Source organism: Cupriavidus sp. 96C5-1 (assembly GCF_057798855.1).
This window is the reverse complement of sequence record NZ_JBYOJU010000044.1, coordinates 1-25,429: the sequence shown is the minus strand read 5'-3', so window position 1 is coordinate 25,429 and position 25,429 is coordinate 1. Positions and strand designations below refer to the sequence as shown.

20 protein-coding genes are annotated in these 25,429 nt (G+C 67.4%); 11 read left to right on the top strand and 9 right to left on the bottom strand.

What is annotated here, in order from left to right:
* Positions 1–167 precede the first annotated feature (167 nt).
* The 5 genes from mgtA (at position 168) to AC3FOF_RS34650 (ending at position 7,379) form a co-directional block, all read left to right on the top strand.
* On the top strand, positions 168–2,987 hold the full coding sequence (gene mgtA / locus AC3FOF_RS34670; RefSeq protein ID WP_017227433.1) for a magnesium-translocating P-type ATPase: 2,820 nt from the start codon (positions 168–170) through the stop codon (positions 2,985–2,987).
* 90 nt (positions 2,988–3,077) lie between these two features.
* On the top strand, positions 3,078–3,800 hold the full coding sequence (locus AC3FOF_RS34665) for an MgtC/SapB family protein (protein ID WP_017227434.1): 723 nt from the start codon (positions 3,078–3,080) through the stop codon (positions 3,798–3,800).
* A 465-nt stretch (positions 3,801–4,265) separates the two neighbouring features.
* Positions 4,266–5,249, top strand: coding sequence for a Bug family tripartite tricarboxylate transporter substrate binding protein (locus tag AC3FOF_RS34660; RefSeq protein ID WP_488729167.1), 984 nt, complete (start codon positions 4,266–4,268; stop codon positions 5,247–5,249).
* Between the two features lie 76 nt (positions 5,250–5,325).
* Complete coding sequence (locus AC3FOF_RS34655) at positions 5,326–6,525, top strand: CaiB/BaiF CoA transferase family protein (RefSeq protein WP_488729166.1); 1,200 nt, start codon at positions 5,326–5,328, stop codon at positions 6,523–6,525.
* A complete protein-coding gene (locus tag AC3FOF_RS34650) occupies positions 6,522–7,379 on the top strand; it encodes a citryl-CoA lyase (protein ID WP_488729165.1) in 858 nt (285 codons plus the stop codon). The genes AC3FOF_RS34655 and AC3FOF_RS34650 overlap by 4 nt, the downstream gene beginning before the upstream one ends.
* 47 nt (positions 7,380–7,426) lie before the next feature.
* On the opposite strand, the gene AC3FOF_RS34645 is transcribed toward AC3FOF_RS34650, so the two are convergent.
* The 6 genes from AC3FOF_RS34645 to AC3FOF_RS34620 form a co-directional block, all read right to left on the bottom strand.
* Complete coding sequence (locus AC3FOF_RS34645; RefSeq protein WP_488729164.1) at positions 7,427–8,656, bottom strand: GGDEF domain-containing protein; 1,230 nt, start codon at positions 8,654–8,656, stop codon at positions 7,427–7,429.
* A 255-nt stretch (positions 8,657–8,911) separates the two neighbouring features.
* Positions 8,912–9,640 (bottom strand): IclR family transcriptional regulator, encoded by a 729-nt coding sequence (locus AC3FOF_RS34640; protein WP_488729163.1) that lies wholly within the window; start codon positions 9,638–9,640, stop codon positions 8,912–8,914.
* A 310-nt stretch (positions 9,641–9,950) separates the two neighbouring features.
* Entirely contained in the window at positions 9,951–10,418 is a 468-nt protein-coding gene (locus AC3FOF_RS34635; protein WP_276267484.1) for a hypothetical protein, read from the bottom strand.
* Between the two features lie 251 nt (positions 10,419–10,669).
* Complete coding sequence (locus AC3FOF_RS34630) at positions 10,670–11,461, bottom strand: anti-sigma factor family protein (protein ID WP_488729162.1); 792 nt, start codon at positions 11,459–11,461, stop codon at positions 10,670–10,672.
* Complete coding sequence (locus AC3FOF_RS34625) at positions 11,458–11,988, bottom strand: sigma-70 family RNA polymerase sigma factor (protein ID WP_017229605.1); 531 nt, start codon at positions 11,986–11,988, stop codon at positions 11,458–11,460. Before AC3FOF_RS34625 ends, AC3FOF_RS34630 begins: the two co-directional genes overlap by 4 nt.
* A gap of 46 nt (positions 11,989–12,034) precedes the next feature.
* The gene (locus tag AC3FOF_RS34620) at positions 12,035–12,190 is read right to left on the bottom strand and encodes a hypothetical protein (protein WP_488729161.1); all 156 of its coding nucleotides are present in this window, start codon (positions 12,188–12,190) and stop codon (positions 12,035–12,037) included.
* 854 nt (positions 12,191–13,044) lie between these two features.
* On the opposite strand from AC3FOF_RS34620, the gene AC3FOF_RS34615 reads away from it, so the two are divergent.
* The 4 genes from AC3FOF_RS34615 to AC3FOF_RS34600 all read left to right on the top strand — a co-directional run bounded on the left by AC3FOF_RS34615 (position 13,045) and on the right by AC3FOF_RS34600 (position 19,566).
* Complete coding sequence (locus AC3FOF_RS34615) at positions 13,045–14,292, top strand: efflux RND transporter periplasmic adaptor subunit (RefSeq protein ID WP_276264958.1); 1,248 nt, start codon at positions 13,045–13,047, stop codon at positions 14,290–14,292.
* A gap of 15 nt (positions 14,293–14,307) precedes the next feature.
* Complete coding sequence (locus tag AC3FOF_RS34610) at positions 14,308–17,478, top strand: efflux RND transporter permease subunit (RefSeq protein WP_488728951.1); 3,171 nt, start codon at positions 14,308–14,310, stop codon at positions 17,476–17,478.
* A 19-nt stretch (positions 17,479–17,497) separates the two neighbouring features.
* The gene (locus AC3FOF_RS34605; protein WP_488728952.1) at positions 17,498–19,009 is read left to right on the top strand and encodes an efflux transporter outer membrane subunit; all 1,512 of its coding nucleotides are present in this window, start codon (positions 17,498–17,500) and stop codon (positions 19,007–19,009) included.
* A gap of 86 nt (positions 19,010–19,095) precedes the next feature.
* On the top strand, positions 19,096–19,566 hold the full coding sequence (locus AC3FOF_RS34600) for a GNAT family N-acetyltransferase (RefSeq protein ID WP_488728953.1): 471 nt from the start codon (positions 19,096–19,098) through the stop codon (positions 19,564–19,566).
* Positions 19,567–19,625: 59 nt separating this feature from the next.
* Here the strand turns inward: AC3FOF_RS34600 and AC3FOF_RS34595 are convergent, their stop codons facing one another.
* From AC3FOF_RS34595 to AC3FOF_RS34585, 3 genes are all read right to left on the bottom strand, one after another.
* Complete coding sequence (locus AC3FOF_RS34595) at positions 19,626–20,396, bottom strand: class I SAM-dependent methyltransferase (protein WP_488728954.1); 771 nt, start codon at positions 20,394–20,396, stop codon at positions 19,626–19,628.
* A 162-nt stretch (positions 20,397–20,558) separates the two neighbouring features.
* Positions 20,559–21,551, bottom strand: a complete 993-nt coding sequence (locus AC3FOF_RS34590) for a hypothetical protein (RefSeq protein WP_488728955.1) — start codon at positions 21,549–21,551, stop codon at positions 20,559–20,561.
* A 175-nt stretch (positions 21,552–21,726) separates the two neighbouring features.
* Complete coding sequence (locus AC3FOF_RS34585; RefSeq protein WP_017224869.1) at positions 21,727–22,869, bottom strand: 4-hydroxyphenylpyruvate dioxygenase family protein; 1,143 nt, start codon at positions 22,867–22,869, stop codon at positions 21,727–21,729.
* A gap of 422 nt (positions 22,870–23,291) precedes the next feature.
* On the opposite strand from AC3FOF_RS34585, the gene AC3FOF_RS34580 reads away from it, so the two are divergent.
* Together AC3FOF_RS34580 and AC3FOF_RS34575 are read left to right on the top strand one after the other, a co-directional pair.
* The gene (locus AC3FOF_RS34580) at positions 23,292–24,125 is read left to right on the top strand and encodes a shikimate dehydrogenase family protein (protein WP_488728956.1); all 834 of its coding nucleotides are present in this window, start codon (positions 23,292–23,294) and stop codon (positions 24,123–24,125) included.
* A 111-nt stretch (positions 24,126–24,236) separates the two neighbouring features.
* The coding region (locus tag AC3FOF_RS34575; protein ID WP_488729160.1) for an MFS transporter at positions 24,237–25,429 on the top strand (1,193 nt) is incomplete at its 3' end.

Below are 25,429 nucleotides of genomic sequence, written 5' to 3'. Positions count from 1 at the left end.
ATCCGCCCTTTCCTGCCGGCAGTCGTCCGGCCGGGATACACAGGGCTGAATGCACCCACGCGGCGGAAAAACACACCGCCTGTCTCGCAGCACCGGCAAGGACAGCGCTGTGCCCCCGCGCACGCGCCGCCGCCCGATCCGCCGGGAAACCACTGGGAACCACACCCATGAACCTGATGAAAACGCTCTTCGCCGCCTTCCTGCGCACGCGCCGGGCGACCCACCACTTCCGCCGGCTGGCGATGTTCGAATCGCTCGGCAAGCCGGGACCGTCGCGCACCGTGCCGGAAGCGCTGGCCCAGTCGCTCAAGCGCGCCGCCAGGGAGGACGTGCCTGCCGTGCTGGTACGGATGCGCTCGCACGAGGACGGCCTGACCAGCGCCGAGATGGAAGACCGCCTCAAGCAATACGGCCCCAACGAGGTCGAACACGAGAAGCCGCTGCCCGCGTGGCTGCACCTGTGGCATTCGTACAGCAATCCCTTCAATCTATTGCTGACGCTGCTGGCGGCCATTTCCTATTTCACCGACGACATGAAGGCGACGCTGGTCATCGGCACCATGGTGACGCTGTCGACCATCCTGCGTTTCGTGCAGGAGCGGCGCTCCAGCCAGGCGGCCGAAAGCCTCAAGGCCATGGTCAGCACCACGGCCACGGTGATCCGCCGCGACCTGGGCGCTGGGGTGGCCGCCGTCAGCGCGGAGTTTTTCAACGTGCACGTGCACTCCCGGCCGCCGACCAGGAGCGAGGTGCCGATCCGCCACCTGGTGCCGGGCGACCTCGTCGCGCTTTCGGCCGGCGACATGATTCCCGCCGACTGCCGCATCATTGCCGCCAAGGACCTGTTCGTCAGCCAGGCGGCAATGACGGGCGAATCGCTGCCGGTGGAGAAGTTCGCCGAGCTGCGCGACCGGCATGACAGCCCGCTCGAACTGGCCAACATCGCCTTCATGGGTACCAATGTGGTCTCGGGCGCGGCCACCGCCGTGGTGCTGGCCACCGGCAACCAGACCTACTTCGGCACGCTTGCCGCGCGCGTCACCAGCACCGACCGCTCGGCCACCGCCTTCCAGTCCGGGGTCAACCAGGTGAGCTGGCTGCTGATCCGCTTCGCGCTGGTGATGGCGCCGCTGGTGCTGCTGGTCAACGGCTTCACCAAGGGCGACTGGATGCAGGCCTTCCTGTTCGCGCTGTCCGTCGCGGTGGGCCTGACGCCCGAGATGCTGCCGATGATCGTCACCTCCACGCTGGCCAAGGGCGCGGTGATGCTGTCGCGGCGCAAGGTCATCGTCAAGCGGCTCGACGCCATCCAGAACTTCGGCGCCATGGACGTGCTCTGCACCGACAAGACCGGCACGCTCACGCAGGATAAGATCGTGCTGGAGCGGCACACCGATGTGCTCGGCCGCGTCAGCACGGATGTGCTCAAGCATGCCTATTTGAACAGCTACTACCAGACCGGCCTGAAGAACCTGCTCGACCGCGCGGTGCTCGATCATGCCGAGTTGCAAAGCGAGCTGATGCTGACGCAGCACTACCGCAAGGTGGATGAAATCCCCTTCGATTTCGAGCGCCGCCGCATGTCGGTGGTGGTGGCCGAGCGGGAAGACCACAACGAGCTGATCTGCAAGGGCGCGGTCGAGGAAATGCTGGGCATCTGCACGCGCGTGCAGATCGACGGCGCGGCACAGGCGCTTGACGCCGAGATGCTGGCGCGGGTACGCCGGGTCACGCACGACCTCAACGAGGAAGGCCTGCGCGTGGTCGCGGTAGCGATGAAGGAAACGCCCACCACGCAAACCCAGTACGGCGTGTCCGACGAATGCGAGCTGACCCTGGTCGGGTATATCGCCTTCCTCGACCCGCCCAAGGAATCCACCCTTCCCGCACTGCGGGCGCTGGCCGAGCACGGCGTCACGGTCAAGGTGCTGACCGGCGACAACGAACTGGTCACCGCCAAGATCTGCCGCGAGGTGGGCCTGCCGGTCACGCGCGTGCTGCTGGGGCCGGACATCGAGAAGATGGACGCGCCCGCGCTGGCCCGCGCCGTGGAAGAGCACAATGTGTTCGCCAAGCTCTCGCCGATGCACAAGGAGCAACTGGTGCGGGCGCTGCGCGCCAACGACCATGTGGTCGGATTCATGGGCGACGGCATCAACGACGCACCGGCGCTGCGAGCGGCCGATATCGGCATCTCGGTGGACAGCGCGGTGGATATCGCCAAGGAAGCCGCCGATATCATCCTGCTGGAAAAGAGCCTGATGGTGCTGGAAGAAGGCGTGATCGAAGGCCGGCGCACCTTCTGCAATATGCTGAAGTACATCCGCATGACGGCCAGTTCCAACTTTGGCAATGTCTTCTCGGTGCTGGTGGCCAGCGCCTTCCTGCCCTTCCTGCCGATGCTGCCGCTGCAGCTGCTGGTGCAGAACCTGCTGTACGACGTCTCGCAGATCGCCATTCCCTTCGATCGCGTGGACAAGGAACTGGTATCGAGCCCGCTGCGCTGGAACCCGGGCGACATCGGCCGCTTCATGGTGGTGTTCGGGCCCATCAGCTCGATCTTCGACATCACGACTTTTGTGGTGATGTGGTACGTATTCGCGGCCAACCACGTGGAGGCGCAGGCGCTGTTCCAGTCGGGATGGTTCGTGGTCGGCCTGCTGACGCAGACCCTGATCGTGCATATGATCCGCACACCCAAGCTGCCGTTCATCCAGAGCCGCGCGGCGTGGCCGCTGACGCTTGCCACGGTGGCCATCATGGCCTTGGGCATCTGGCTGCCGATGGGCCCCCTGGCATCGTATTTCAAGCTGGAGGCATTGCCGCCGGGCTATTTTCCCTGGATGATCGGCATCGTGCTGGGCTACGCCCTGCTGGTGACGGCGGTCAAGCGCTTCTACATCCGGCGGTTCGGCTGGCAAGGACCGGCCAAGCGGCAACCGCACCCGCCCTGCGTCGCGACGGTGGCGCCCGTGACATCGGCGTGACACCTTGCCGGCGTAAAAATGCGAAGGCCGCAAGCATGAGCGCATGAACGCAGTATCCAAAACAAATAACCTTCCAGCCGGGGAAAACAGATGTCCCTCCAAGCCTTCCAGAACATCAACCTGGACTCGCTGCTCGACACCACCGTCAGCCTCACCACGGCCTTCATACTGGGCGCGGTGATCGGCTACGAACGGCAATACCGCCAGCGCACCGCGGGCCTGCGCACCAATGTGCTGGTGGCGGTGGGTGCCGCCATCTTCGTCGACATGGCCAATCGCATGGCCGGACACGACGGCGCGGTGCGGGTGGTGGCCTATGTGGTATCGGGGATCGGCTTTCTTGGGGCGGGCGTGATCATGCGCGAGGAGGGCAATGTGCGCGGCCTGAATACCGCCGCCACGCTCTGGGGCTCGGCCGCGGTCGGGGCCAGCGCCGGCGCCGATCTGATCCTGGAGGCCGGGCTGGGCTGCCTCTTCGTGCTGGCCGCCAACACCCTGCTCAGGCCGCTGGTCAACCGCATCAACCAGCAGCCGATGGATACGCCGGCGGTGGAAGTCACCAACACGGTCTATGTGATCGCGCCGCGCGCCGCCCAGAAGCAGGCCTTGCGGCTGCTGGAGCAAGTCCTGGAGGCAGGCAACTACCCCACGCGCGACCTCGAGGTCCACGCCTTTGGCGACAGCGACGTGGAGATCGAGGCGGTGCTGACATCCACCTCCGTCGATGGCGATGTGCTCGACCGCCTGATGGCGCAACTGGCGGAGTCCGAACACATCCACCAGGCATTCTGGAGCCCCAGCACGACGGATTGACGCCGGCCCCGGCGGCAGGCGGCCGGCGACCGGCAGGCGCGCAATGCGCTCGCTCTTGTTGCAAGGCATGCACAACCTGTCATCTGGATCATGACCGCGCACGGGTAATCCCGGCGCGGTCTTTTTTTTCCCGGGACGACTTCCGGATGAGCACGACCGCAGCACGACTGGCGCGTGATCGGCCACGCCATGCCGCCCCGCGCACCGGTCCTGCACGCCGGACCGGCAGCAACGGCAGCGCCTTGACAACCCCTCTCCAGCCTCCTATTCTCTCGGATAAATTCCTTAAGTAAGATCGTTGTTCTATCTTATAGAACGCAAGAGAGACAGATCCCCGACGCCGGAAATCGCCGCCACCGCCATCCTCCCCAGCCTCGAGCCTCAATCCCAGGCCCGCATGACAAGCCCGCCCTTCCGAGCGGGGCGGCCCGGCATTGCCTTGCACCATCCCCAGACGGAGTCAATATGAAGCGCTTTTCCTCCCCCATCCGTGCCTTGCTGCTATTGGCGCTGCCCGCGGTACTCGCGGCCGGCGCCGTGCCGGCCGCCGCCGGCAGCTATCCGACCCAGCCGGTGCGGCTGGTGGTGCCCTTCCCCCCGGCCGGCGGCACCGACGTCATGGCGCGGCTGGTGTTCAACAAGGTGGGCATGGCCACGCACTGGAACGTCGTGGTGGAAAACCGCGCCGGCGCGGGCGGCAATATCGGCATGGACGCGGTGGCCAAGGCCCGTCCGGACGGCTACACCCTGGGCATGGGCCAGACCGCCAACCTGGCGATCAATCCCACCCTGTACCCCAGGATGCCTTACGACGCGGTCAAGGACTTCGCGCCGGTGGCGCTGGTTTCCGCCCAGCCGCTGGTGCTGATCGTGCGCAAGGACGCTCCGTACAAGACCCTGGCCGATCTCGTCGCCGCGGGCAAGGGCAAGCAGCTCTCGATGGCTTCGGCCGGCACCGGCACGGTGGGCCACCTGACCGGCGAGATGTTCGCGCGCCGCACCGGCATCCGGATGCTGCATGTGCCGTACAAGGGCGCGTCGCCGGCGCTGACCGACCTGCTTGGCGGCCAGACCGACCTCTACTTCGCCACGCCGCCCATCGCGCTGCCCATGATCAAGGCCGGCAAGCTGCGCGCCCTCGCAGTGACGTCGGCCAAGCGCCTGCCGCTGCTGGCCGACGTGCCCACCGTGATCGAAGGCGGCTATGCCGGCTTCCAGGCCGAGGACTGGAAGGCGCTGGTGGCGCCGGCCGGCACGCCGGCGGAAGTGGTCCGGCGCGTCAACGAGGAAATCAACAAGGCCATCGCCCAGCCCGACACCATCGCCAGGATGCGCGAGGAAGGCAGCGAGCCGCGCGGCGGCTCGCCGGCGGAGCTGGCCGCGTTCATCAAGGCTGAAAACACCCGCTGGGGCACCATCGTGCGCCAGTCCGGCGCCAAGGCAGAGTAAGGCCTTTGCCGCATCGCCCGCCGCGGCCGGCTTCGCACTGGCGAACGCCCGCGGCACCGACACCTGAAAGCGCATCATGCAAACACCGCTACGCCATATCCGCGTCCTCGATCTCACCAACGTGCTGGCCGGGCCCTTCTGCTGCCACCAGCTGGCCCATATGGGCGCCGAGGTCATCAAGGTGGAAACGCCCGGCACCGGCGACCTCGCCCGCCAGCTCGGCGCCGACGCCGAGCTGAACCGCAGGCTGATGGGCGTGTCCTTCCTGGCGCAAAACCCCGGCAAGCGCTCCATCACCGTCAACCTCAAGCACGCGCGCGGCAAGGAAGTGTTCCGCAAGCTGGTCGAAAGCGCCGATGTGCTGGTGGAAAACTTCCGCCCCGGCGTGATGGACCGCCTGGGCCTGGGCTTCGACGCGCTCAAGGAAATCAATCCCAGGCTGATCTACTGCGCCATTTCCGGCTTCGGCCAGGATGGCCCGCTGTCGGACCTGCCCGCGTACGACCAGATCATCCAGGGCATGTCCGGCGTGATGAGCATCACCGGCGACCCGCAGACCGCGCCCTACCGCGTGGGCTACCCGGTGTCGGACACCATCGGCGGCATCACCGCGGCCTTCGCCGTGGCCGCCGCGCTGGCCGACCACCAGCGCACGGAAGGCTACTTCATCGACGTGTCGATGCTGGAAGCCACCCTCGCCACCATGGGCTGGGTGGTATCCAACTACCTGATCACCGGCAAGACCCCCGCGCCGATGGGCAACGAGAACATGACCGCCAGCCCGTCGGGCGCCTTCCACACCGGCCAGGGCCTGCTCAATATCGCCGCCAACAAGCAGGAGCAGTTCGAAGCGCTCTGCAGCGTGGTCGGCCGCCCGGAACTGGCCACCGATGCGCGCTTCGCCGAGCGGCAGGCGCGGCTGGCCAACCGCGCCGAGCTGACACGCGAGCTGGAGACCGAGCTGGCGAAGAAGTCCGCCGACGCATGGTGGCAGCTGCTCAACGAGGCCGGCGTGCCTGCCGGCCCGGTTTACAGCGTGCCGCAAACGCTGGACCACCCGCAGGTCAGCGGGCGCGGCATGATCGGCGGCTTTGCCGACGTGCCCGGCGTGGGGCGCGACATCCGGCTGGTGCGCACCGGCTTCAAGCTCAACGGCGAGGCGCCCTCGGTCGACACCCCGCCACCCGAACTTGGCCAGCACACCCGCGACATCCTGGCCCAGCTGGGCTACAGCGAAGCGGATATTCAAACCCTGCAACAGGAGCATGCGGTATGAGTGAACCCATCAAGGCAAGCGGCGAAATCAACGAGGGCCAGCGCCTCTCCCAGGACTGGTGGCGCACCGGAATCATCGATATGCAGCCCGGCGAGATCCGTTACCGCGGCTATCCCATCGAGCAGCTGATCGGCCAGGTGTCGTTCGCGCAGATGATCTGGCTGATGCTGCGCGGCGAGCTGCCCGGCCGCAAGCAGGGTGAACTGCTGGATGCCGCGCTGATGTCGGCGGTGGACCATGGTCCGCAGGCGCCGAGCATCGCCATCGCCCGCATGGCCGCCACCTGCGGCGTGGGGCTGAACAACGCCATGGCATCGGCGCTCAACGTGCTCGGCGACGTGCATGGCGGTGCCGGCGAACAGGCGGTGGAGCTATACCAGGATGTGGCGCGGCGCATCGATGGCGGCCAAGCGCAGGACGAAGCGGTCAGGGGCGCGCTGGCGGACTACCGCGATGCACGCGGCAAGTTCGTGTCCGGCTTCGGCCACCGCTTCCATCCGCTCGACCCGCGCGCCCCGCGGCTGCTGGCGCTGGTCGACAAGGCCGCCGGCGAAGGTGTGGTATCCGGGCGTTTTGCCGCCATCGCACGTGCGGTGGAAACCGAGCTGGGGGCCGGCCGCAGCAAGCCGATCCCGATGAACATCGATGGCGCCACGGCCGTGATCTATGCCGAGCTCGGTTTCCCGGCCCCGCTCGCACGGGGACTGTTCTGCCTGTCGCGCTCGGTTGGCATCCTGGCCCACGCATGGGAGCAGACCCAGCAGGGCGGCCGCAACAAGGGCCCGATTCCGCGCCAGTACATCTGGACCTATGACGGCCACCCGCCGCGGGATGTGCCGCCGGCCCAGGACTGACCATCCGGCGCGGGGGCGGTACCGCTGCACCCTGCGCCCCGACTCCCTTATGCGATGGGGAGATGCGAGGAATCGCCGACATCGCCGGAAACGGGCCGCGTGGCGGGCGCCATCCAGGACGCCAGCGCATAGCGGTCCCGCCCGAACTCCTTGGCGGCGTAGAGCGCCCGGTCGGCCGCCGCGAACAAGGCCCGCCACAACCCCTCCACGCCCGCCGCCCCGCCACGCAACTCGGCCACGCCAATGCTGACGCTGGCAAAGGCCACCGGCTCGCCGGGCAACGGGATCGCGCGCACCTTGCGCAGGATCCGGTTGGCCAGCGCGGTCGCCTGGGATTCGTCGGTATGCGGACAGAGAATGCAGAATTCCTCGCCGCCATAGCGGCCGGCCACATCGGAAGCACGCCGGGAATTGTCGATGGCCTCGGCAATCAGCTTGAGCACGCTGTCGCCCGCATGATGCCCGTTGCGATCGTTGACCTGCTTGAAATGATCGACATCGATCACCAGGCATGACAAGGCCTGGCCGTGCCGCTCCCAGGCCGCCACCAGACTGATCGCCGCCTTGTCGAGCGCGCCGCGGTTGAGCAGCCGCGTCAGCCCGTCCAGCCGGGCGCCATGTTCATTGGTCGCGATGACCTGCTCCATCGCCATCAGCGTAAAGCCGAACAGCGCGAGCAAGGTCGCCACCAGTGGCGCCAGCAGCAAGATCGCGTTGGCACTGCTGGCGTAGAAGGGGCCGGCGGAAACCGCTCCCGAGAGACCAGCGGATAATCCCGCCAGCTGGGTCGCCAGATGGACAAGGCTGGCAACGATCACGAGCGGGGTGCCAATACTGCGCCGGCCCTGGTGGCAGTGCAGCGTGGTGACAACCGTCAGCATTGCCACCAGGGCAAGGCTGCCGTAGCCGACCACGTGCATCCGCGCATAGCCGTTGGCCATGCCGGCGGCGCCGGCCAGCGCCAGCCCGGCTGCGGCCACGCCAACCGCGAGCGTACGATCCCACGTCGGCAAGCCATAGTAAACCCGCACGCCGCGGTAGATCAGCAGCCGGCCGGCAATCAACACCACCGCCGCCCCGGCGCTGAGATAGACCTGGCGGGCCGAAGCATTGGCTGCCAGCACGAGTCCGGCCGCCGACACCAGCAAGTGGCCCCAGGCCCACAGCCGCCCCGCGGCACTGGGCCTCAACGCGGCCAGCAGGCCCGCTGCGATGGCCAGCGTGCTGGCGTACACCACCCCCATGACGACGACGATCGTTTGCTGGTCTAACTGCACGGGATTCCTTTGAAGATGCCGTGTTGCCGGTGACGTTGACGGAAAGAGGCGGGGGCGTACCTGGTTGCCGGGTCAATTTCGCAAAGGCGCATGATAACGTCACCGGCGTCCACCGGGCACCCCCGACAAGCCGGGCATGGGGTGTGCCAGGGCACGCAGCGATGTCCACGCCACCCGCCACGGCCCCCGGGACCCGCCCCAGTGCACAGGAAACCGGCGGGAACTGCCTGGGGTCAGGTCAGGATCGGGCCAAAGTCAGACCGGAAACGGGAAGCTGCCGCCCAGCGCCAGCGTCAGGTCGCGTGCGGCTGCCAGCACATGGGGCCGGAAGCCCTCGTCGAAGCGGGGGGTGGGGCAGGTCAGGGTCAACGCGCCCTTCAACTCGCCATCCGGCCCGAACACCGGCGACGATACGCCCGCGATGTCCGGGATGCGGTCTCCGGCCAGCGCGGCGACGCCCTCCTCCCGGATCTTCTGGTAGATCTCCCCTCGCGCGCCGCTGAACGCGCGCAATACGCGGCCGCCGGCACCGCGGTTGCGCGGCAGCAGTTCACCCGCCTTGGCATGATCGCGCACCGGCTGCGGCGAATCGACGCGGTACAGGCACAGGCGGTGCTCGCCCTGCTCGACGTGGAACGCCGCGCTTTCGCGCGTGGCCTGCACCAGTTGGCGCAGCACCGGCATCACCACCAGCTCCAGCGAGAACGAGGCGGAATACACCGAGTGCAGGCGCGCCACTTCCGGCCCCAGGCCGTAGCGGCCGTCGGTATGCCGCAGGATGAGGCGGGCATGCTCGAGCGAGGCCAGCAGGCGCAGCAAGGTGCTCTTGTAGAGTCCCGAGCGCTGCGCCAGTTCGGCCAGGCTCAGGGTGGTATCGCCCAGGCGAAACGCGCAAAGCACGAACAAGGCCCGGTCCACGGCTACAGCGCCGCCGTCGGCGGCATGCTTGTCGGCTTCGGAGAGCTGGGCGGCTTTACGTGGCATGGAGAGACTTGGGCAGGAAGGGTAAATGGGATCAGCGGGCGGGCAGGAAGCGGCGGGAGCCGCCAGGTGCAAGCTGCATCCTGTATTGTCGCACCGAATTCCACGGTTCAGAACGGTGCCGACCTTGTCGATCGCTGCACCGGCACTGGAATGCCGGTGGCAAGATCCAGCGCCGGAGGCATTCCGACCATGTTCGGAGGCGCGCCGCGCGTGGGGAGCCGGACGGTTCTGGCTGCCCGGTCGGACGGCGGGATATGCGCCGTCAGCGCCCGGGCGGAAACCGGCCACTCACCTGCGGAGCGGCGCGTCCTCAACGATGGTGCATGCCACCGCCATGGAAGCCACCGTGCTCCATCCCGTGGAACGACCCGTGCGGCGCGCCGCGGAAGCCGCCGCGGAAGCCACCGGCCACACCCGCGCGCGGCATGAACACGCGATGCATGTGATGGAAGTGATGGAAGCGGTCGACGAAGATAAAGCTCGCTCCGAAGCCGACGCCGACCGGCGCCCAGTACCAGGGATCGACATAGTAGGCCGGCGCCGGATAGGCCACCGCGCCGCCGCTGGTGTCCACCACCTGCCAGGTGCCATCGGGCTGCAGGCAGGCCAGGCCTACCACCTGTTGCTGCGTCCCGTCGATCTCCGCCTGCCCGACCACCTGCTGGCAAGGCGCCGAGCCCGTATCCCATGTACCTGCCTCCGCCATCTGCGCGGCCGCGGGCATGCCGAAACCGAGGCCGGCAAGCAATGCCGCCGCGGCACCAAGAACTTTGCCCATGATGTTGTCCCCGGTCCGAATACCCGACGTCGCGATGCGCCGGGCCTTGGCCCGCACGCATCCCACGGCACATCGGTTTGCCTGCCGGACCGCTGCCGCGCCTCCCTACACAGCCGCGGTCCTGCATGAGGTAAACGCAGCGGCGGCCCGCTTTATTCCGCTTTATTCGCTCTATTCTGTTTCATTCCATTTCATGCCCTGCCGCCGCCGAGAGCCAGGGCAGGCCCGCGGCCATGCCGCGGCAAGGCGCGCTAGCGCCAACCCTCCGGGTGACCGCCGAGGCTGGCGCAGACATCGCTCGCGATGGCGCGCAGCCGGCCCTCCTCCAGTTGGCCGGACAGGGCATAGCCAGCGCCGCCGCTGACCCAGTAGAAGGTGCGGCGGTCCGCGCGGCGCAGCAGGCCGACGGAAGCCAGCGCGGGAGCCGCTGGCGAAATGTAGAGCGTGAGCCGCTCGCCGGTCCGATTCTGGTACATCAGTTGCGCGGCCGGCCCGCCCTCGCCCGGGAGCAGCCGGCCACCCATCAGCGCGTAGCCGTACTCGTCCAGCGAAGGAATGGTCAGCGTGCGCGCCAGCCGGCGCGACAGCCAGGTGCGCAGGTGAGCCTCGTCTGCGGCAGCCACCTCGACGGGGTGGCGCTGTTCAGGGGCGTACACGGCGTACGCCGTATCGGCATGACGCGCAAAGGCATGCGGATCGGCGCTTGCACCCGGCAGCCACGCCGCGCCAATACCCAGCGCCAGCGCAGCCGCCACCCAGCCCGCCACGGCCAGCGCCCGGCGCCACCATGGCGGCCGGGAGCGCACCAGCAGGTAGCGCACGTCGGCGGGCAAGGGGAACAAGGCCTTGAGCGCGGCGTTCTGGCGTTGATAGTGCATCACCCGCTCCGACGCCTGCGCGTCCTGCGCCAGCGCGGCCAGCACGGCCGCGCGCTCCGGCTCGGGCAACTCGCCGTCCACCAGCGCGCACAAGCGCTCCACCTCCGCCATGGGAGCGCTGGCGCCCATGGCGCCCGCGGAGCCCGGATCCGTGTCATCGTTCATGGCTTGCTTCTCACTACCCTGAGCGGCACGTGCCGCTGGCCGTCACCGCGGTCGCCGCCGGCGAGCAGTGCACGCAGATGCTCGCGGGCACGCGACAGGCGCGACATCACGGTCCCCGGCGGCACCCCCAGCACAGCTGCGGCCTCCTGGTAACTCAACGCCTCCAGCACGATCAGCAGCAGCACTTCGCGCTGCTCCACCGGCAGCCGGTATAGCGCGCGCTGCACGTCGCGCAGCAGCAGGCCATCTATCTCGCTCGATGGCGCCACCAGCCGCTGCCACAACTGATCGTCTTCATCCACGGCAATCTCCCGGCGCCGGCGCAACTGGTCGATGTACAGGTGGCGCAGCACGGTCAGCAGCCATGCCCGCATATTGCTGCGCTCGCGCAGCCGGCTGCCCTGCCCGATGGCTCGCTCCACCGTGTCCTGGACCAGGTCGTCGGCCCATGCGGCATCGCCGGTCAGCGCGCGCGCGTAGCGCCGCAACTGCGGAAGCCAGACTGCGATGTCGTCGCCAAAGCTCACCGCTGACAAGACATGGGGTGTGTATCCGGAATGCGGCGCGGGTGTGTCAGTAACCACCCCTCATGCTGCCTGAATCCACGGTGCTGCGATTGTTACGCGAGGCTGAGGCGCGCCCGGACGCATCCGTGCCGCTATCGGATGAACAGGCCGCCACCGCCATCAAGGCCAGCAGCACGGCAAAAACCAGACGAAGGGTTTTCATTTCGGTCTCCTTGGCGGCAAGCATGCGGCGGCTTGCAACGGCCGAGCCACGCATGGCGCATCCGGCGGAGCACCGTGCCTCCGCCCCTGCCAATGAAGTAAACGGGCAGCGCGGGGGCTTTATTCCATCGCCGCGGCGCTTTGTTTGCAAGGAAACGCTGCGGCAACGCAGGCAACGTGAAAACGGTTCGAGCTGGCGTCCTTCTTGCATGCAGCCATGCCGAAAGACGATCCTTGCTTTGTTTCCCCGGTGATCTAAAGTGATGCAGTGCGCCTATTGCCTCCTGCCTCGGAGTGCGGATCGGGCCGCACTCCGAGGCAGGACTCGACGGACCAATGGAACAATGCTTGCAATGCGTGCACTGGCGCCGGCCCGTACCGGCTGCTCGGTTCCTGCGGGCCGAGGCCGGACCTGCCGCGCTACGGCAGGAACGCGGTGCATTTCGAACAGCGCCTTGCACCATCGAGGGGCTTCCCGCCTTCCCGACTATCCTGAGTGCTTGCCTCGCCTCGCTCAGCCAACCGGGCGCAATCCTGTCCGGTGGCAATCAGACTCCCGAACCAGGCGGTCCGTCCGCAACGGATGGCGTTTCGCCGTCCCGGCTGCGGCGGGTTCTGCACTGGCTGCCTGCCAATGCCGGCATCGCCGGCCGCCGGCGGATAAACCCGCTGCCGGCAAGCCTGAACATGGCCGCTCGGCCGGATGATGCACGGGTTGCCGGGCAGCACCGCACCGCCGCCCGGCGCCTCCCGGATCGCAGTACCCTTCACGCGCTTCGCCACCTGCCACCGAGATCCAGGAGCACGCGCACGTTCATGCTGCCAGTCCAAACCTACTGATCCTGAGGTCTCTTCATGCGCGTCGAACGGGTTCCATTTCGCCATATCGGTGCGGCGGCTGCCGTCTTCCTTTCCGCGTGCGGACAGAAACCAGCGGCGCCGCCGCCGCAAGCGTTCGAAGTCGGCATCGTCACCGTCAAGCCGGCCACCGTGCCCGTCACCACCGAGTTGCCGGGCCGCACGAGTGCCTTCCTGGTGGCACAGGTGCGGGCGCGGGTCGACGGCATCGTGTTGCGCCGCGAGTTCACCGAGGGTGACGAAGTCAAGGCGGGCGAGCGCCTCTACAAGATCGACCCGGCGCCCTACGTTGCCACGCTGAACAGCGCCAAGGCAGCCCTGGCGAAGGCGCAGGCCAACGTGGCTACGCAAGACGCGCTGGTCCAGCGCTACAAGGTACTGGTCGCGGCAAATGCCGTAAGCAGGCAGGACTACGACAACGCCGTTGCCGCGCTGGGCCAGGCGGTCGCGGACGTGGCCGCCGGCAAGGCCAGCGTGGAAACGGCGCAGATCAACCTGGGCTACACCGATGTCACCTCGCCGATCACCGGCCGCAGCGGCTTGTCGCAAGTCACGCCGGGCGCCTACGTGCAAGCCAGCCAGGCAACGCTGCTGACCACCGTGCAGCAACTGGACCCGGTCTATGTCAACCTGACGCAATCGAGCGTCGACGGCCTGCGGCTACGGCGCCAGATCCAGGAGGGACGCCTGCAGACCAGCGGCATCCATGCCGCGAAGGTCACCCTGTTTCTCGAGGATGGACGGACCTACCCGCAGACCGGGCAGCTCCAGTTCACCGACGTCAGCGTCGACCAGAGCACTGGTTCGGTGACCGTGCGCGCCATCTTCCCGAACAAGGACCGCGTACTGCTGCCCGGCATGTTCGTGCGCGCGCGCATTGACGAAGGCGTCAACGACAAGGCCATCGTCGTGCCCCAGATCGGCGTCACGCATGATCAGAAGGGACAGGCGGTGGTACTCGTCGTCGGCCCGGACAACAAGGTCGCGCAACGCCAGATCGTCACCGCGGGCACCTACCGCGACAGCTGGGTGGTGGACAGCGGCCTGAACCCCGGCGACCGCGTGATCGTGAACGGCGTGGAAAAGGCGAAACCCGGCATGACGGTCAAGGCGGTCGAAGCCACGCTGCCGGCACCGCCGGCCTCCGGCGCGCAGGCGCCGGCCATGCCCGCCGCGAGCGCGGCACCTGGCGCGGCCAGCGCGCCTGTTGCCCCGGCTCCTTCGTCTGCTCCGGCAGCGCAATAAAAGGGAGCCTGTTTCATGGCAAAGTTCTTTATCGACCGGCCGATCTTCGCGTGGGTGATCGCCATCATCCTGATGCTGGCCGGGCTCGCGTCGATCTTCACGCTGCCGATCGCGCAGTACCCGACCATCGCCCCGCCCGCCGTGCAGGTCAGCGCAACCTATCCCGGCGCGTCCGCGAAAACCGTCGAGGACACCGTCACGCAGGTCATCGAGCAGCAGATGAGCGGCCTCGATCACCTGCTGTACCTGTCGTCCACCAGCGACGACGCCGGCACGGCGACCATCACGCTGACCTTCGCGGCCGGCACCAATCCGGACATCGCGCAGGTGCAGGTGCAGAACAAGCTGCAGCTCGCCACGCCGCTGCTGCCGCAGGCCGTGCAGCAACTCGGCACCAAGGTGACCAAGTCCAGCAGCAGCTTCCTGCTGATCCTGGCCTTCGTGTCCAAGGACGGCAGCATGAGCCGGTACGACCTGGCGAACTACGTGGCGTCGAAGGTGCTGGACCCGATCAGCCGGATCGACGGGGTCGGCACCGTGACGCTGTTCGGCTCGCAGTACGCCATGCGGATCTGGCTCGACGCCCCCAAGCTGAACAACTACAGCCTGACCCCGATCGACGTGAAGAACGCCGTCGTTGCACAGAACGTGCAGGTGGCCGGCGGCAGCCTGGGGGGCACGCCCTCGGTGCCGGGGCAGATGCTGCAGGCGACCATCACGGAAGCCACGCTGCTGCAAACGCCCGAGCAGTTCGGCGACATCCTGCTGAAAGTCAATACGGACGGCTCGCAGGTGCGCCTGAAGGATGTCGCGCGTATCGAACTCGGGGGCGAGAACTACAACTTCGACACCAAGTACAACGGACAGCCGACCGCAGCCTTCGGCATCCAGCTGGCCACCGGCGCGAACGCGCTGGACACGGCCAAGGCGGTACGCACCAAGATCGCCGAGCTATCGAGGTATTTCCCGAATGCGCTGGTAGTGGAGTACCCGTACGACACGACGCCGTTCGTGAAGCTATCGATCGAGGAAGTGGTCAAGACCCTGTTCGAAGGGATCCTGCTGGTGTTCCTGGTCATGTACCTGTTCCTGCAGAACCTGCGCGCCACGCTGATTCCGACCATCGCCGTGCCGGTGGTGCTGCTCGGCACCTTCGCGGTGATGTCGGTGGTCGGTTTCTCCATCAACACGCTGTCGATGTTCGGGCTCGTGCTTGCCATCGGCCTGCTGGTGGACGATGCCATCGTGGTGGTGGAGAACGTCGAACGGGTCATGGCCGAGGAGGGGCTGTCGCCGCGCGACGCGACCCGCAAGGCGATGGGGCAGATTACCGGCGCCCTGGTCGGGGTGGCGCTGGTGCTGTCCGCGGTGTTTGTGCCGGTGGCGTTCTCGGGCGGCTCGGTCGGCGCGATCTACCGGCAGTTCTCGCTGACCATCGTCGCCGCGATGGTGTTGTCCGTGCTGGTGGCCCTGATCCTGACACCGGCGCTGTGCGCGACCATGCTCGAGCCGATCCCGAAAGGCCATCACGATGAAAAGACCGGCTTCTTCGGCTGGTTCAACCGCATCTTCGCGAAAAGCCAGAAGAAATACCATGGCGGCGTGGTGCACGTGATCCGCCGCTCGGAGCGCTGGCTGATCATCTACCTGGTGGTGATCCTGGCCGTGGGCCTGCTGTTCGTGCGGCTGCCGAAGGCTTTCCTGCCCGAGGAAGACCAGGGCACGCTGTTCGTGCTGGTGCAGGCGCCTGTGGGCTCCACCCAGGAACGTACCGCAAAGGTACTGGCGGACGTGCAGAACTACCTGCTCAGCGAAGAAAAGGACGTGGTCGAGGCGGTACTGACGGTCAACGGCTTCAGCTTCGCCGGCCGCGGCCAGAATTCGGGCCTGGCGTTCGTTCGCCTGAAGGATTTCTCCGTGCGGCAGGCAGCCAACCTGAAGGCCCCTGCCCTGGTGGGCCGGATATTCCGGCACTTCTCCGGGTACAAGGACGCCAATGTGTTCCCCGTGAATCCGCCATCGATCCCGGAACTCGGCACCGCCTCCGGCTTTGACTTCGAACTGCAGGACCGCTCCGGCCTTGGCCACGAGAAGCTGATGGCGGCGCGCAATATGCTGCTCGGCATGGCGGCGAAAGACCCGATGCTCGCGCAGGTGCGCCCGAATGGCCTGAATGACACGCCGCAGTTCAAGGTCGGCATCGACCGCGAAAAAGCCAACGCGCTGGGCGTCAGCCCATCCGATATCGACCAGACCTTCTCCACCGCCTGGGCCTCGCTGTACATCAACAATTTCCTGGATACGGACAACCGGATCAAGAAGGTCTACCTGCAAAGCGAGCCGAAGTACCGCATGAACCCGGAGGACCTGTACACCTGGTATGTGCGCAATTCGGCCGGGACCATGGTGCCGTTCTCCGCGTTCGGGACGGGGGCATGGATCTACGGCTCACCCAAGCTCGAGCGCTACAACGGGATTCCCGCGGCCGAAATCCAGGGTGCGGCGGCCCCGGGCAAGTCGACCGGCCAGGCCATGGCGGCCGTCGAGGCCATCGCGGCGAAACTGCCGGACGGCATCGGCTACGAATGGACAGGCCTGTCGTATCAGGAGCGGCAGTCCGGCTCGCAGGCGCCGATCCTCTACGGGATCTCGATACTGGTGGTGTTCCTGTGTCTCGCCGCGCTGTATGAGAGCTGGTCGATCCCCTTCTCCGTGATCATGGTGGTGCCGCTCGGCGTGCTCGGCGCGCTGCTCGCCGCCACCTTGCGCGGGCTGGAAAACGACGTGTTTTTCCAGGTCGGCCTGCTGACCACGGTGGGGCTGTCGGCCAAGAACGCGATCCTGATCGTGGAGTTTGCCCGCGACCTGCGCGACCAGGGCAGGACCACCGTCGAAGCGGCAATAGAAGCCGCCCGCCAGCGCCTGCGCCCGATCCTGATGACTTCGCTCGCCTTTATCCTCGGCGTGCTGCCGCTTGCCATCAGCAACGGCGCAGGCTCCGGGTCCCAGCATGCGATCGGCACCGGCGTGATCGGCGGGATGCTGACCGCGACCTTCCTGGCAATCTTCATGATCCCGATGTTCTTTGTCGTGATCAGCAAGTTCAGCAAGAAGAAGGGCGCGCCGCCCCCGCCCTCGTCCGGCGATGACGCTGGCGGCGCCGGCACGCTCAGGCAAGGACATTGAGATGCCCGGATACGCAATCATGGCGACCATCGCCGCCGCGCTGCTGGCGGCAGGCTGCACGCTCCAGCCACGATATGAGCGCCCGCCGGCACCCGTGGCCCAGACCTTCCCGACCGGTGGAGCCTACGACAAGGAGCCGGACAATGCCTCACCCGCCGGCGCCGGCGCGCCGGCCACCGAAATCGGCTGGCGGGATTTCTTCGCCGATCCGCGCCTTCAGCGCATCCTGGAGCTGGCGCTCAAGAACAACCGGGACCTGCGCGTATCGATCCTGAACGTGGAGGCCGCGCGTGCGCAGTACCAGATCACGCGCGCGGGACTGTTCCCTGCCCTGAACGCGGTGGCCTCGGGAACCCGGTCGCGCACCCCCAGGGATCTGACCCTCTCCGGCAATCCGATCTCGTCCGAGTATTCGGTCGGCGTCAACGCGTCGTGGGAAATCGACCTCTTCGGCCGCATCCGCAGCCTGAAAGACCAGGCGCTGGCGCAATACCTTGCGCTGGCCCAAACCCGCAAGGCAGCGGAAATCGCGCTGCTGTCGACGGTAGCGGACCAGTATCTCACCATGATTGCCTTCGACGATGCGCTCGCCGTCACGCGCAACACGCTGTTGACGGCCCAGGAATCGCTACGGATCACCAGCCTCAAGTTCGACACCGGCGCCGGGTCGGAACTCGACCTGCGGCAAGCGGAAGGCGTCGTCGAGCAAGCGCAGGCCAACCTGGAATCGCAACGCCGGCTGCGAGCCCAGGCCGAGAACGCGCTGGTGCTGCTGGTGGGCGAGCCCCTGCCGGAGGACCTGCCGCCGGGCCTGCCCCTCGGCAACCAGGACCTGCTCGCCGATATCCCGGCGGGCCTGCCGTCCGACCTGCTGACACGGCGTCCGGATATTGCGGCAGCGGAGCAATCGCTGCTTGCCGCCAATGCGAACATCGGCGCGGCCCGTGCGGCGTTTTTCCCGCGCGTGTCCCTGACCGGCAGCGCCGGAACACTGGCGCCATCGCTGGGCGGCCTGTTCAAGCCAGGCTCCGCGGCCTGGTCGTTCGCCCCGCAGATCACCCTGCCGATCTTCTCGGGGGGCCAGAACGTCGCCAGCCTGGAACTGGCGCAGGTACGGAAGCGCATCGAGATCGCCAATTACGAGAAGGCTATCCAGACCGCCTTTCGCGAAGTGGCGGACGGCCTTGCGGCACGCGGCACCTTCGACAAGCAGATCCAGGCACTGGAGCGCTTCACCAACTCGCAGAACCGCCGGCTGACGCTGTCGGACCTGCGCTACCGCAATGGCGTGGACAGCTACCTGAGCGTCCTGACTGCCCAGACCGACCTGTATAACGCACAGCAATTGCTGATCACGGCGCGCCTGCAGCGCCTGACGAACCTGGTCGACCTGTACCAGTTCCTGGGCGGCGGATGGGTCGAGCGGGCGGGCGACCAGCCACGCGCGGCAACCGCGCCGGTGGGCTACAGCTCCGCTGCGCCGGCCCCGGCAACCCGAGCCGGCGCGCCGGAACCACTCCCGTCCCCCTAAGCGTCTTCAGGCAACGCACTTCCCTCGCTGGCGGCGAACGGCCATACTGCCTGGGTTCTTACAACCTGGCAGGATCGGAAGCGTCGATGGAAATCTCCATACGGGAATTCGTGGAAGCAGATCGCGAGGCGCTTCGCGCGCTGTTCGTTGCGTCGCGCGATGCGGCCTTTGCCTGGTGCCCGCCCGGGGCCCACAAGCGGGAAGACTTCGACGCGTGCACGGAGGGCGAACGCATCCTGGTAGCGGTCGCGGCAGGCCATCCCGTCGGCTTCGCATCCGTCTGGGAACCCGACAGTTTTCTGCACAACCTGTTCGTGTATCCGCAATACCAGCGGCAGGGCGTGGCCAGTGCGCTGCTGGCCAGTTGCGAGGCGTACTTTTCCTGCCCGCCCACGCTCAAATGCGTCAAGGCCAATGACAATGCCCGGCGGTTCTACCTGTCCCGGGGATGGCGCGTGCAAAGCGAGGCGGAAGGCCCGGATGGCCCCTATCTCCTGATGGTGCGGCTTCCGGCTACGGAAGAGAACACAAGTAGCATGGCAAGGCCGGACGGCTGACAACGCCGGATCTGCACAGGCAAGCTCCCCCTCGCCCGCCACCCCCGCCCCCGCCGCGCCTAACCCAGCCGCCGGCAGCTATACGCCTCGGTACGGTACGGAAAGGCCACGCTGTCCTTGCCGGCCAGCGCCGGGTATCCGTCGATCACCGCCTGCAGCCGGGCACGCACCGCGTCCTGCTGCGCCGCCGGCAGCGAGGCGATGAAACTGACCGACATCACGCGGTCCACGATCACCTGCTGCGCGGGACCGACGTGCTGGTAGGGAAAGCTGGACAGCGCCAGTTCGCCGAACCCCTGGGCCGGGAACACCGTCTTCCAGTCGCCCTTGTAGAAGCGCGGCGCATCGCCCTCGAACGGGGTCATGATGGCGGTGAGCTGCGCCACCCAGTCGACCGATTCGTCGCGCACGTTCCAGATCAGGCCAAGCTTGCCGCCGGGCCGCAGCACGCGGCCGATTTCGGCCATGGCCGCGGCGTTGGCAAACCAGTGGAAGGCTTGCGCGCACACCACCGCGTCGACACTGGCGTCGGGCAGCGGGATGGCCTCGGCCGTGCCTTCCAGCGCCTGCACCCCGGGCAGCGCGGCGCCGAGCTGGGCGCGCATTGCCGCCACAGGCTCGACCGCGGTCACGGTGGCGCCCGTGGCCACCAGCAGGCGGCTGAACTTGCCGGTGCCGGCACCCAGGTCCATCACGGTCTTGCCTGCCTGCAGGCCCAGTTCCGTGCCCAGCCAGGCGGCCAGCTCAGCCGGATAGTCGGGACGGCCGCGGGCGTACGTGTCGGCCTGGCTGGAGAAGCCCTGCGCGGCGGCGTGGTGGATGTCGGTCATGGGTGCGCGATCTCCGCGTGTGTTGGGTGGGGAACCGAAGGCGCCGGGCGGCGCGCAGTCAGGACCCTGGGCGTCTTGCCGTCGCGGCGGCGGCAACCCGACAAGCTACGCTTTCCGCGCCCGGTTCGCAAGCAAGGGCGACCACAGCGACGACAGCGATCGTCAGAAGGAAGGCACGGGGTTCTCGCCCTGGCTCAGCACATACTTGCCGTCCGCGAAGCGGTAGTGCACCGAAGCGTCCAGGGAGCGCCGCCTGGGCGCCTTGCCGGCGCGCAGCTTGACCTCCTCGCCCTGGAACGTCAGCGTGAGATCGCCTGGCGCATCGACGCCGGCCGCGAAGGCCGGCTTGCCGTCCACCGAGAAGCAGGTCTGCTCGCCGTCGTCCTGGCTGTCCGCGCCACTGGCGCCGGGAGCCGGCGGCTTGCCGGCGAGCGCGTCGCCGCAGGGTTCGAGCGCGCCGCTGTTTTCGGCGCTCATCGGCACCGTGTCGAGCAGCGTCGTGATCTGCCCGGGCGCAAGGCGATAGACCGAGGCCCAGCTTCCGCAATAGCCCTGCCAGCAGCTGCCCCAGGTCAGGGTCATGGCGAAATCGGTGGCCGATACCTTGTCCACCCTGGAACGCCCGAGCAGGCCTTGCGCGCCCAGGCAGTCATAGCCGTCGATACGGCGGCTCAGCCGCCAGTGCCCGCCATCGCGCGTAAAAAAGTACACGCCCAGCCAGGCGCCGGAGGCGCGCCCGCCGAGGGGCGTGCCGTCCTCATCCAGTTCCACGCCCTCGGTCAGCATCACGGCGTGGGTCTCGTCCAGCCGGACCACCTGGATCGGTTTCACATCGAGTGAGCTTTCCTGCAGCGACACGGCCCCCTTGCCCTTGAAGTCCTGGTCCGGCAACCGGGCAACCGCCACGCGGCCCTCGGCATCGTCGCGCCAGCCGGGAAAGGCGATCTGCATCAGCGCCTCGCGCTTGAGGCTGGTGGCCTGCGCAACCGCTGCGGATGCCGGCGCGGCAGCGGCATCGCCGGCCGCCGCCGCGGCGGGCGTATCGTGCCGCGAGCAGGCCGGCAGGCCAAGGCAAAGCGCCAGGGCCGGGGCCAGCATCAGCCGGGCAAGGTGGCGGGAATCCGGGAAGACAAGATGGCAGGTGCGAGAATGCATGGACGACGGCGAGCGCGAGGCCGCTAGCGAGCGGCCGGTGACAGGCGAAAGAACGGACGAGGCACGACGTGCCGCGGACAGCACTATCCGCGAGCCGGTCCGCGCCGTCAAGCCGGTCCGCGCCGTCAAGCCGGCCCGCGCCGTCAAGCCGGCCCGCTCGCGGCAGCGCCCGCTGTCACACGGCCTTCGTCGCGCGCGCCGCGGCCATGGCCGCCTCCAGTGCCGGCAGGTTACCCTCGCCGAAGCCATGCGAGCCGTCGCGCTGGACGATTTCGAAGAAGAACTCGCCGGCCTCGCGCCGGGCGAAGGCTTGCAGGAAGCGCTCGCGCGTACCGTCATCGCGCAGCGCGCCGTCCACCAGGATGCCGTAGCGCCGCAAGGCCGCCAGATCCAGCCCGTGGCCGGGCACGCGCGCATCCACGGTCTCGTAATAGGCCGGCGGCGGCTCGACGAAACGCACGCCATTGCGCTCCAGCGCGGCCGCGCTGGCCACCAGGTCATCGGTCGCCAGCGCGATATGCTGGATGCCCTCGCCGTGATGGCCCGACAGGTAGTGCTCCATCTGATCGTGGCGCGCCGTGCCCTTCTCGTAGATCGGGATGCGGATCAGGCCGCAAGGCGAAAGCAGCACGCGCGAATCGCTGGCGATGCGCCAGCCCGCGTTGATCTCGTGGATCTCGCGAAAGCCAAGCACCTTGCGATAGAAGTCGAGCCACTCGTCCAGGTGCCCCGGCTCGACCGCCTGCGTCAGGTGATCCACCCGGGTCAGGCCGGCGCCGGTGGTGGACGCGGCCGCATCCGGAGCGGTTTGCGCCAGCGACCGGAAGTCGACGTCGTAGATGGAGATGTCGCCTACGTCGCCGGGCCGGCCTTCCTTGCCGCGCCAGCGGTCGATAAAGTAGATGATGGAGCGGCCGATGCCCTGGATGGCGGGAATATTCAACTCCATGGGGCCCACCGTACCGCCCTCGAAGGGCCATGCGCCGGCGTCGACGGCGCGTGCGAACGCGTTCGCCGCATCCTGCACGCGGATGCCGACCGCGCAAATCGACAGGCCGTACTCGGAGGCATAGCGGGTGGCGAAGGAATCCGGCTCGGCATCGACGATGAAATTCATCTCGCCTTGCCGGAACAGCTTCACGTTCTTGTGCCGGTGCTGGGCGATGGCGCGGAAGCCGAACCGCTCGAAGGTGCGCCCGAGCACCACGGGGTCGGGCGAGGCAAACTCGACGAACTCATAACCCATGATGCCCAGCGGATTTTCCCAAGGCAGGAAATCGTCGGCACGCGGGGAAAAAATGTCTCCCGATAGGCTCATCTCTGCTCCTTTTGTCTGGCCGTGGCGGCTGCGGGTGTGCCACATCATAGCAAGCGCTCCGGCTTCGCCCCAGCCCGGCCGCGGGCCCCGGGGAGGGCGGCCACGGCGCGAGCCGAAGCGTATCGGGCGCGCTCTCCACCAACAATGGCGCCGGCGCAAGAGTGCCACGTTATTCGCGCGCATGAGAACGATGAACGCACGAATTCAGTGTAAACCCCAGGTTAAAGCGCTGTATCCGGTGCAGCGCGTCTACCACCGGGGCAAACCCGTATTTCGATCCATAAGCGCGCACATGCGTTCGAGTATCGCGCATTATGCTCAATGCATCTCTTGGAACAGGTCAATCGAACCCCTAAGCTTCGGCTAACCACATCGGCCCCTCTCGCTGGCCCGATGGCAACACGGAACGCTACCGGTACACCATGATCAACGGCAAGACTACCCTCATCGCCCATATCGGCTACCCGACCGAGTCCTTCAAGGCCCCGATGATCTACAACCCGTGGTTCGAGCAGCGCGGCATCAATGCCGTGGTGGTTCCCATGGGCCTGAAAGCCGAGGACTACGCCGGCTGCTTCCGCTCCCTGTTCCGCCTCACCAATATCCGCGGCGCACTGATCACGATGCCGCACAAGGTGAGCACCATGGAACTGGTGGACGAAGTCACCCCGACCGCGCGCATTGCCGGGGCCTGCAACGCCGTGCTGCTGCGCGACGACGGCACCCTGCTGGGCGACCAGTTCGACGGCGCGGGTTTCGTGCGCGGCATCCAGCGCAAGGGCTGCCAGCTCGGCGGCGCCAGCGTGCTGGTCTCGGGCTGCGGCGGCGTTGGCTCCGCCATCGCCGCGTCGCTGGCGGCTGCCGGCGTGGCGCGGCTGGGGCTGTTCGATGCGCGCGATGCCTCGGCCCAGGCGCTGGCCGCGCGCCTGCAGGCGCATTACCCGCAGCTGCAGGTGACCACCGGCTCCAGCGACCCTGCCGGCTATGCGGTCGTCGTCAACGCCACGCCGCTGGGCATGAACGAAAACGACCCCCTGCCCTTCGACGTGGCACGGATCGACCCACAGGCCTGGGTGGGTGAAGTGGTGATGAAGACCGAGTACACGCCCTTGCTGCGCGCCGCCATGGCACGCGGCTGCAAGGTCCAGGTCGGCACCGACATGCTGTTCGAGATGATCCCCGCCTACCTGGAGTTCTTCGGCTTCGGCACGGCCACGGCGGACGAACTGCGCACGGTCGCCAGGATTGCCTACTGACCGGATAGCGCATAGCGCTAACACGCCGGCGGCAAAGAGAAAGACTCAGACACCCGGACGCCGTACCGGGAAATAACGCAGGACATGAATCAACCGGATGGAGACAATGGCATGACCATGGCTCACAAAAACATGGTCGCGCCGCTCGCCACGAGCGGCTCGATCGCCGACAAGATACGCGCGGCCTTCGCCGTGGGGCGGATGCGCTGGGGCATGCTGGCCCTGGTGTTCTTCGCCACCACGCTCAACTACATCGACCGCGCCGCGCTGGGCGTGTTGCAGCCGGTGCTGGCCAAGGCCATGAACTGGACCGCCCAGGACTACGCCAACATCAATTTCTGGTTCCAGGTCGGCTACGCCGTCGGCTTTGCCGCGCAGGGCCGCCTGATCGACAAGGTGGGCGTAAAGCGCGCCTTCCTGCTGGCGGTGCTGCTGTGGAGCGTCGCGGCCGGCGCGCACGGGCTCGCGGTCTCGGCCGCCGGCTTCATGGTCTGCCGCTTCTTCCTCGGCCTGACCGAAGCCGCCAACTACCCCGCCTGCGTCAAGACCACGCGGCTGTGGTTCCCGGCCGGCGAGCGCGCCATGGCCACCGGCATCTTCAACGCCGGCACCAATGTCGGCGCCATGGTGGCACCGGTGATGCTGCCGCTGATCCTCGTTGCATGGGGCTGGCAAGCCGCGTTCTACTGCATCGGCGCGCTCGGCTTGCTCTGGGTGATCTTCTGGGTACGCAACTACCACGATCCCGAGCAGCATCCGCGGGTCAGCCAGGGCGAGCTGCGCTATGTGCAGCAAGGCGTGGAACCGGCGCCGCAGAAGGTGCCGTACTCGCGCATCCTGCGCATGCGCGGCACCTGGGCCTTCGCCCTCGCCTACACCATCACCGCGCCGGTGTTCTGGTTCTACCTTTACTGGCTGCCGCCCTTCCTCAACCAGCAATACAACCTCGGCATCAGCGTGACGCAGATGGGCATTCCGCTGATCGTGATCTACCTGATGGCGGACGTGGGCAGCATTGGCGGCGGCGCGCTGTCGTCGCTGCTGATCGGCCGCGGCATGGCCGCAGTGAAGGCACGACTGCTGTCGATGCTGGTCTTTGCCATCTGCATCACCACGATCGTGCTCGCCGCCGGCGCCAGCAGCCTGTGGATGGCAGTGGCCGCCATCTCGATCGCGATCGCCGCGCACCAGGCCTGGACCGCCAATATCTGGAGCATGGTGATGGACTACACGCCCAAGGAAGTGGTCAGCTCCGTGTTCGGCTTCGGCGGCATGATCGGCGCCATCGGCGGCATGTTCATGAC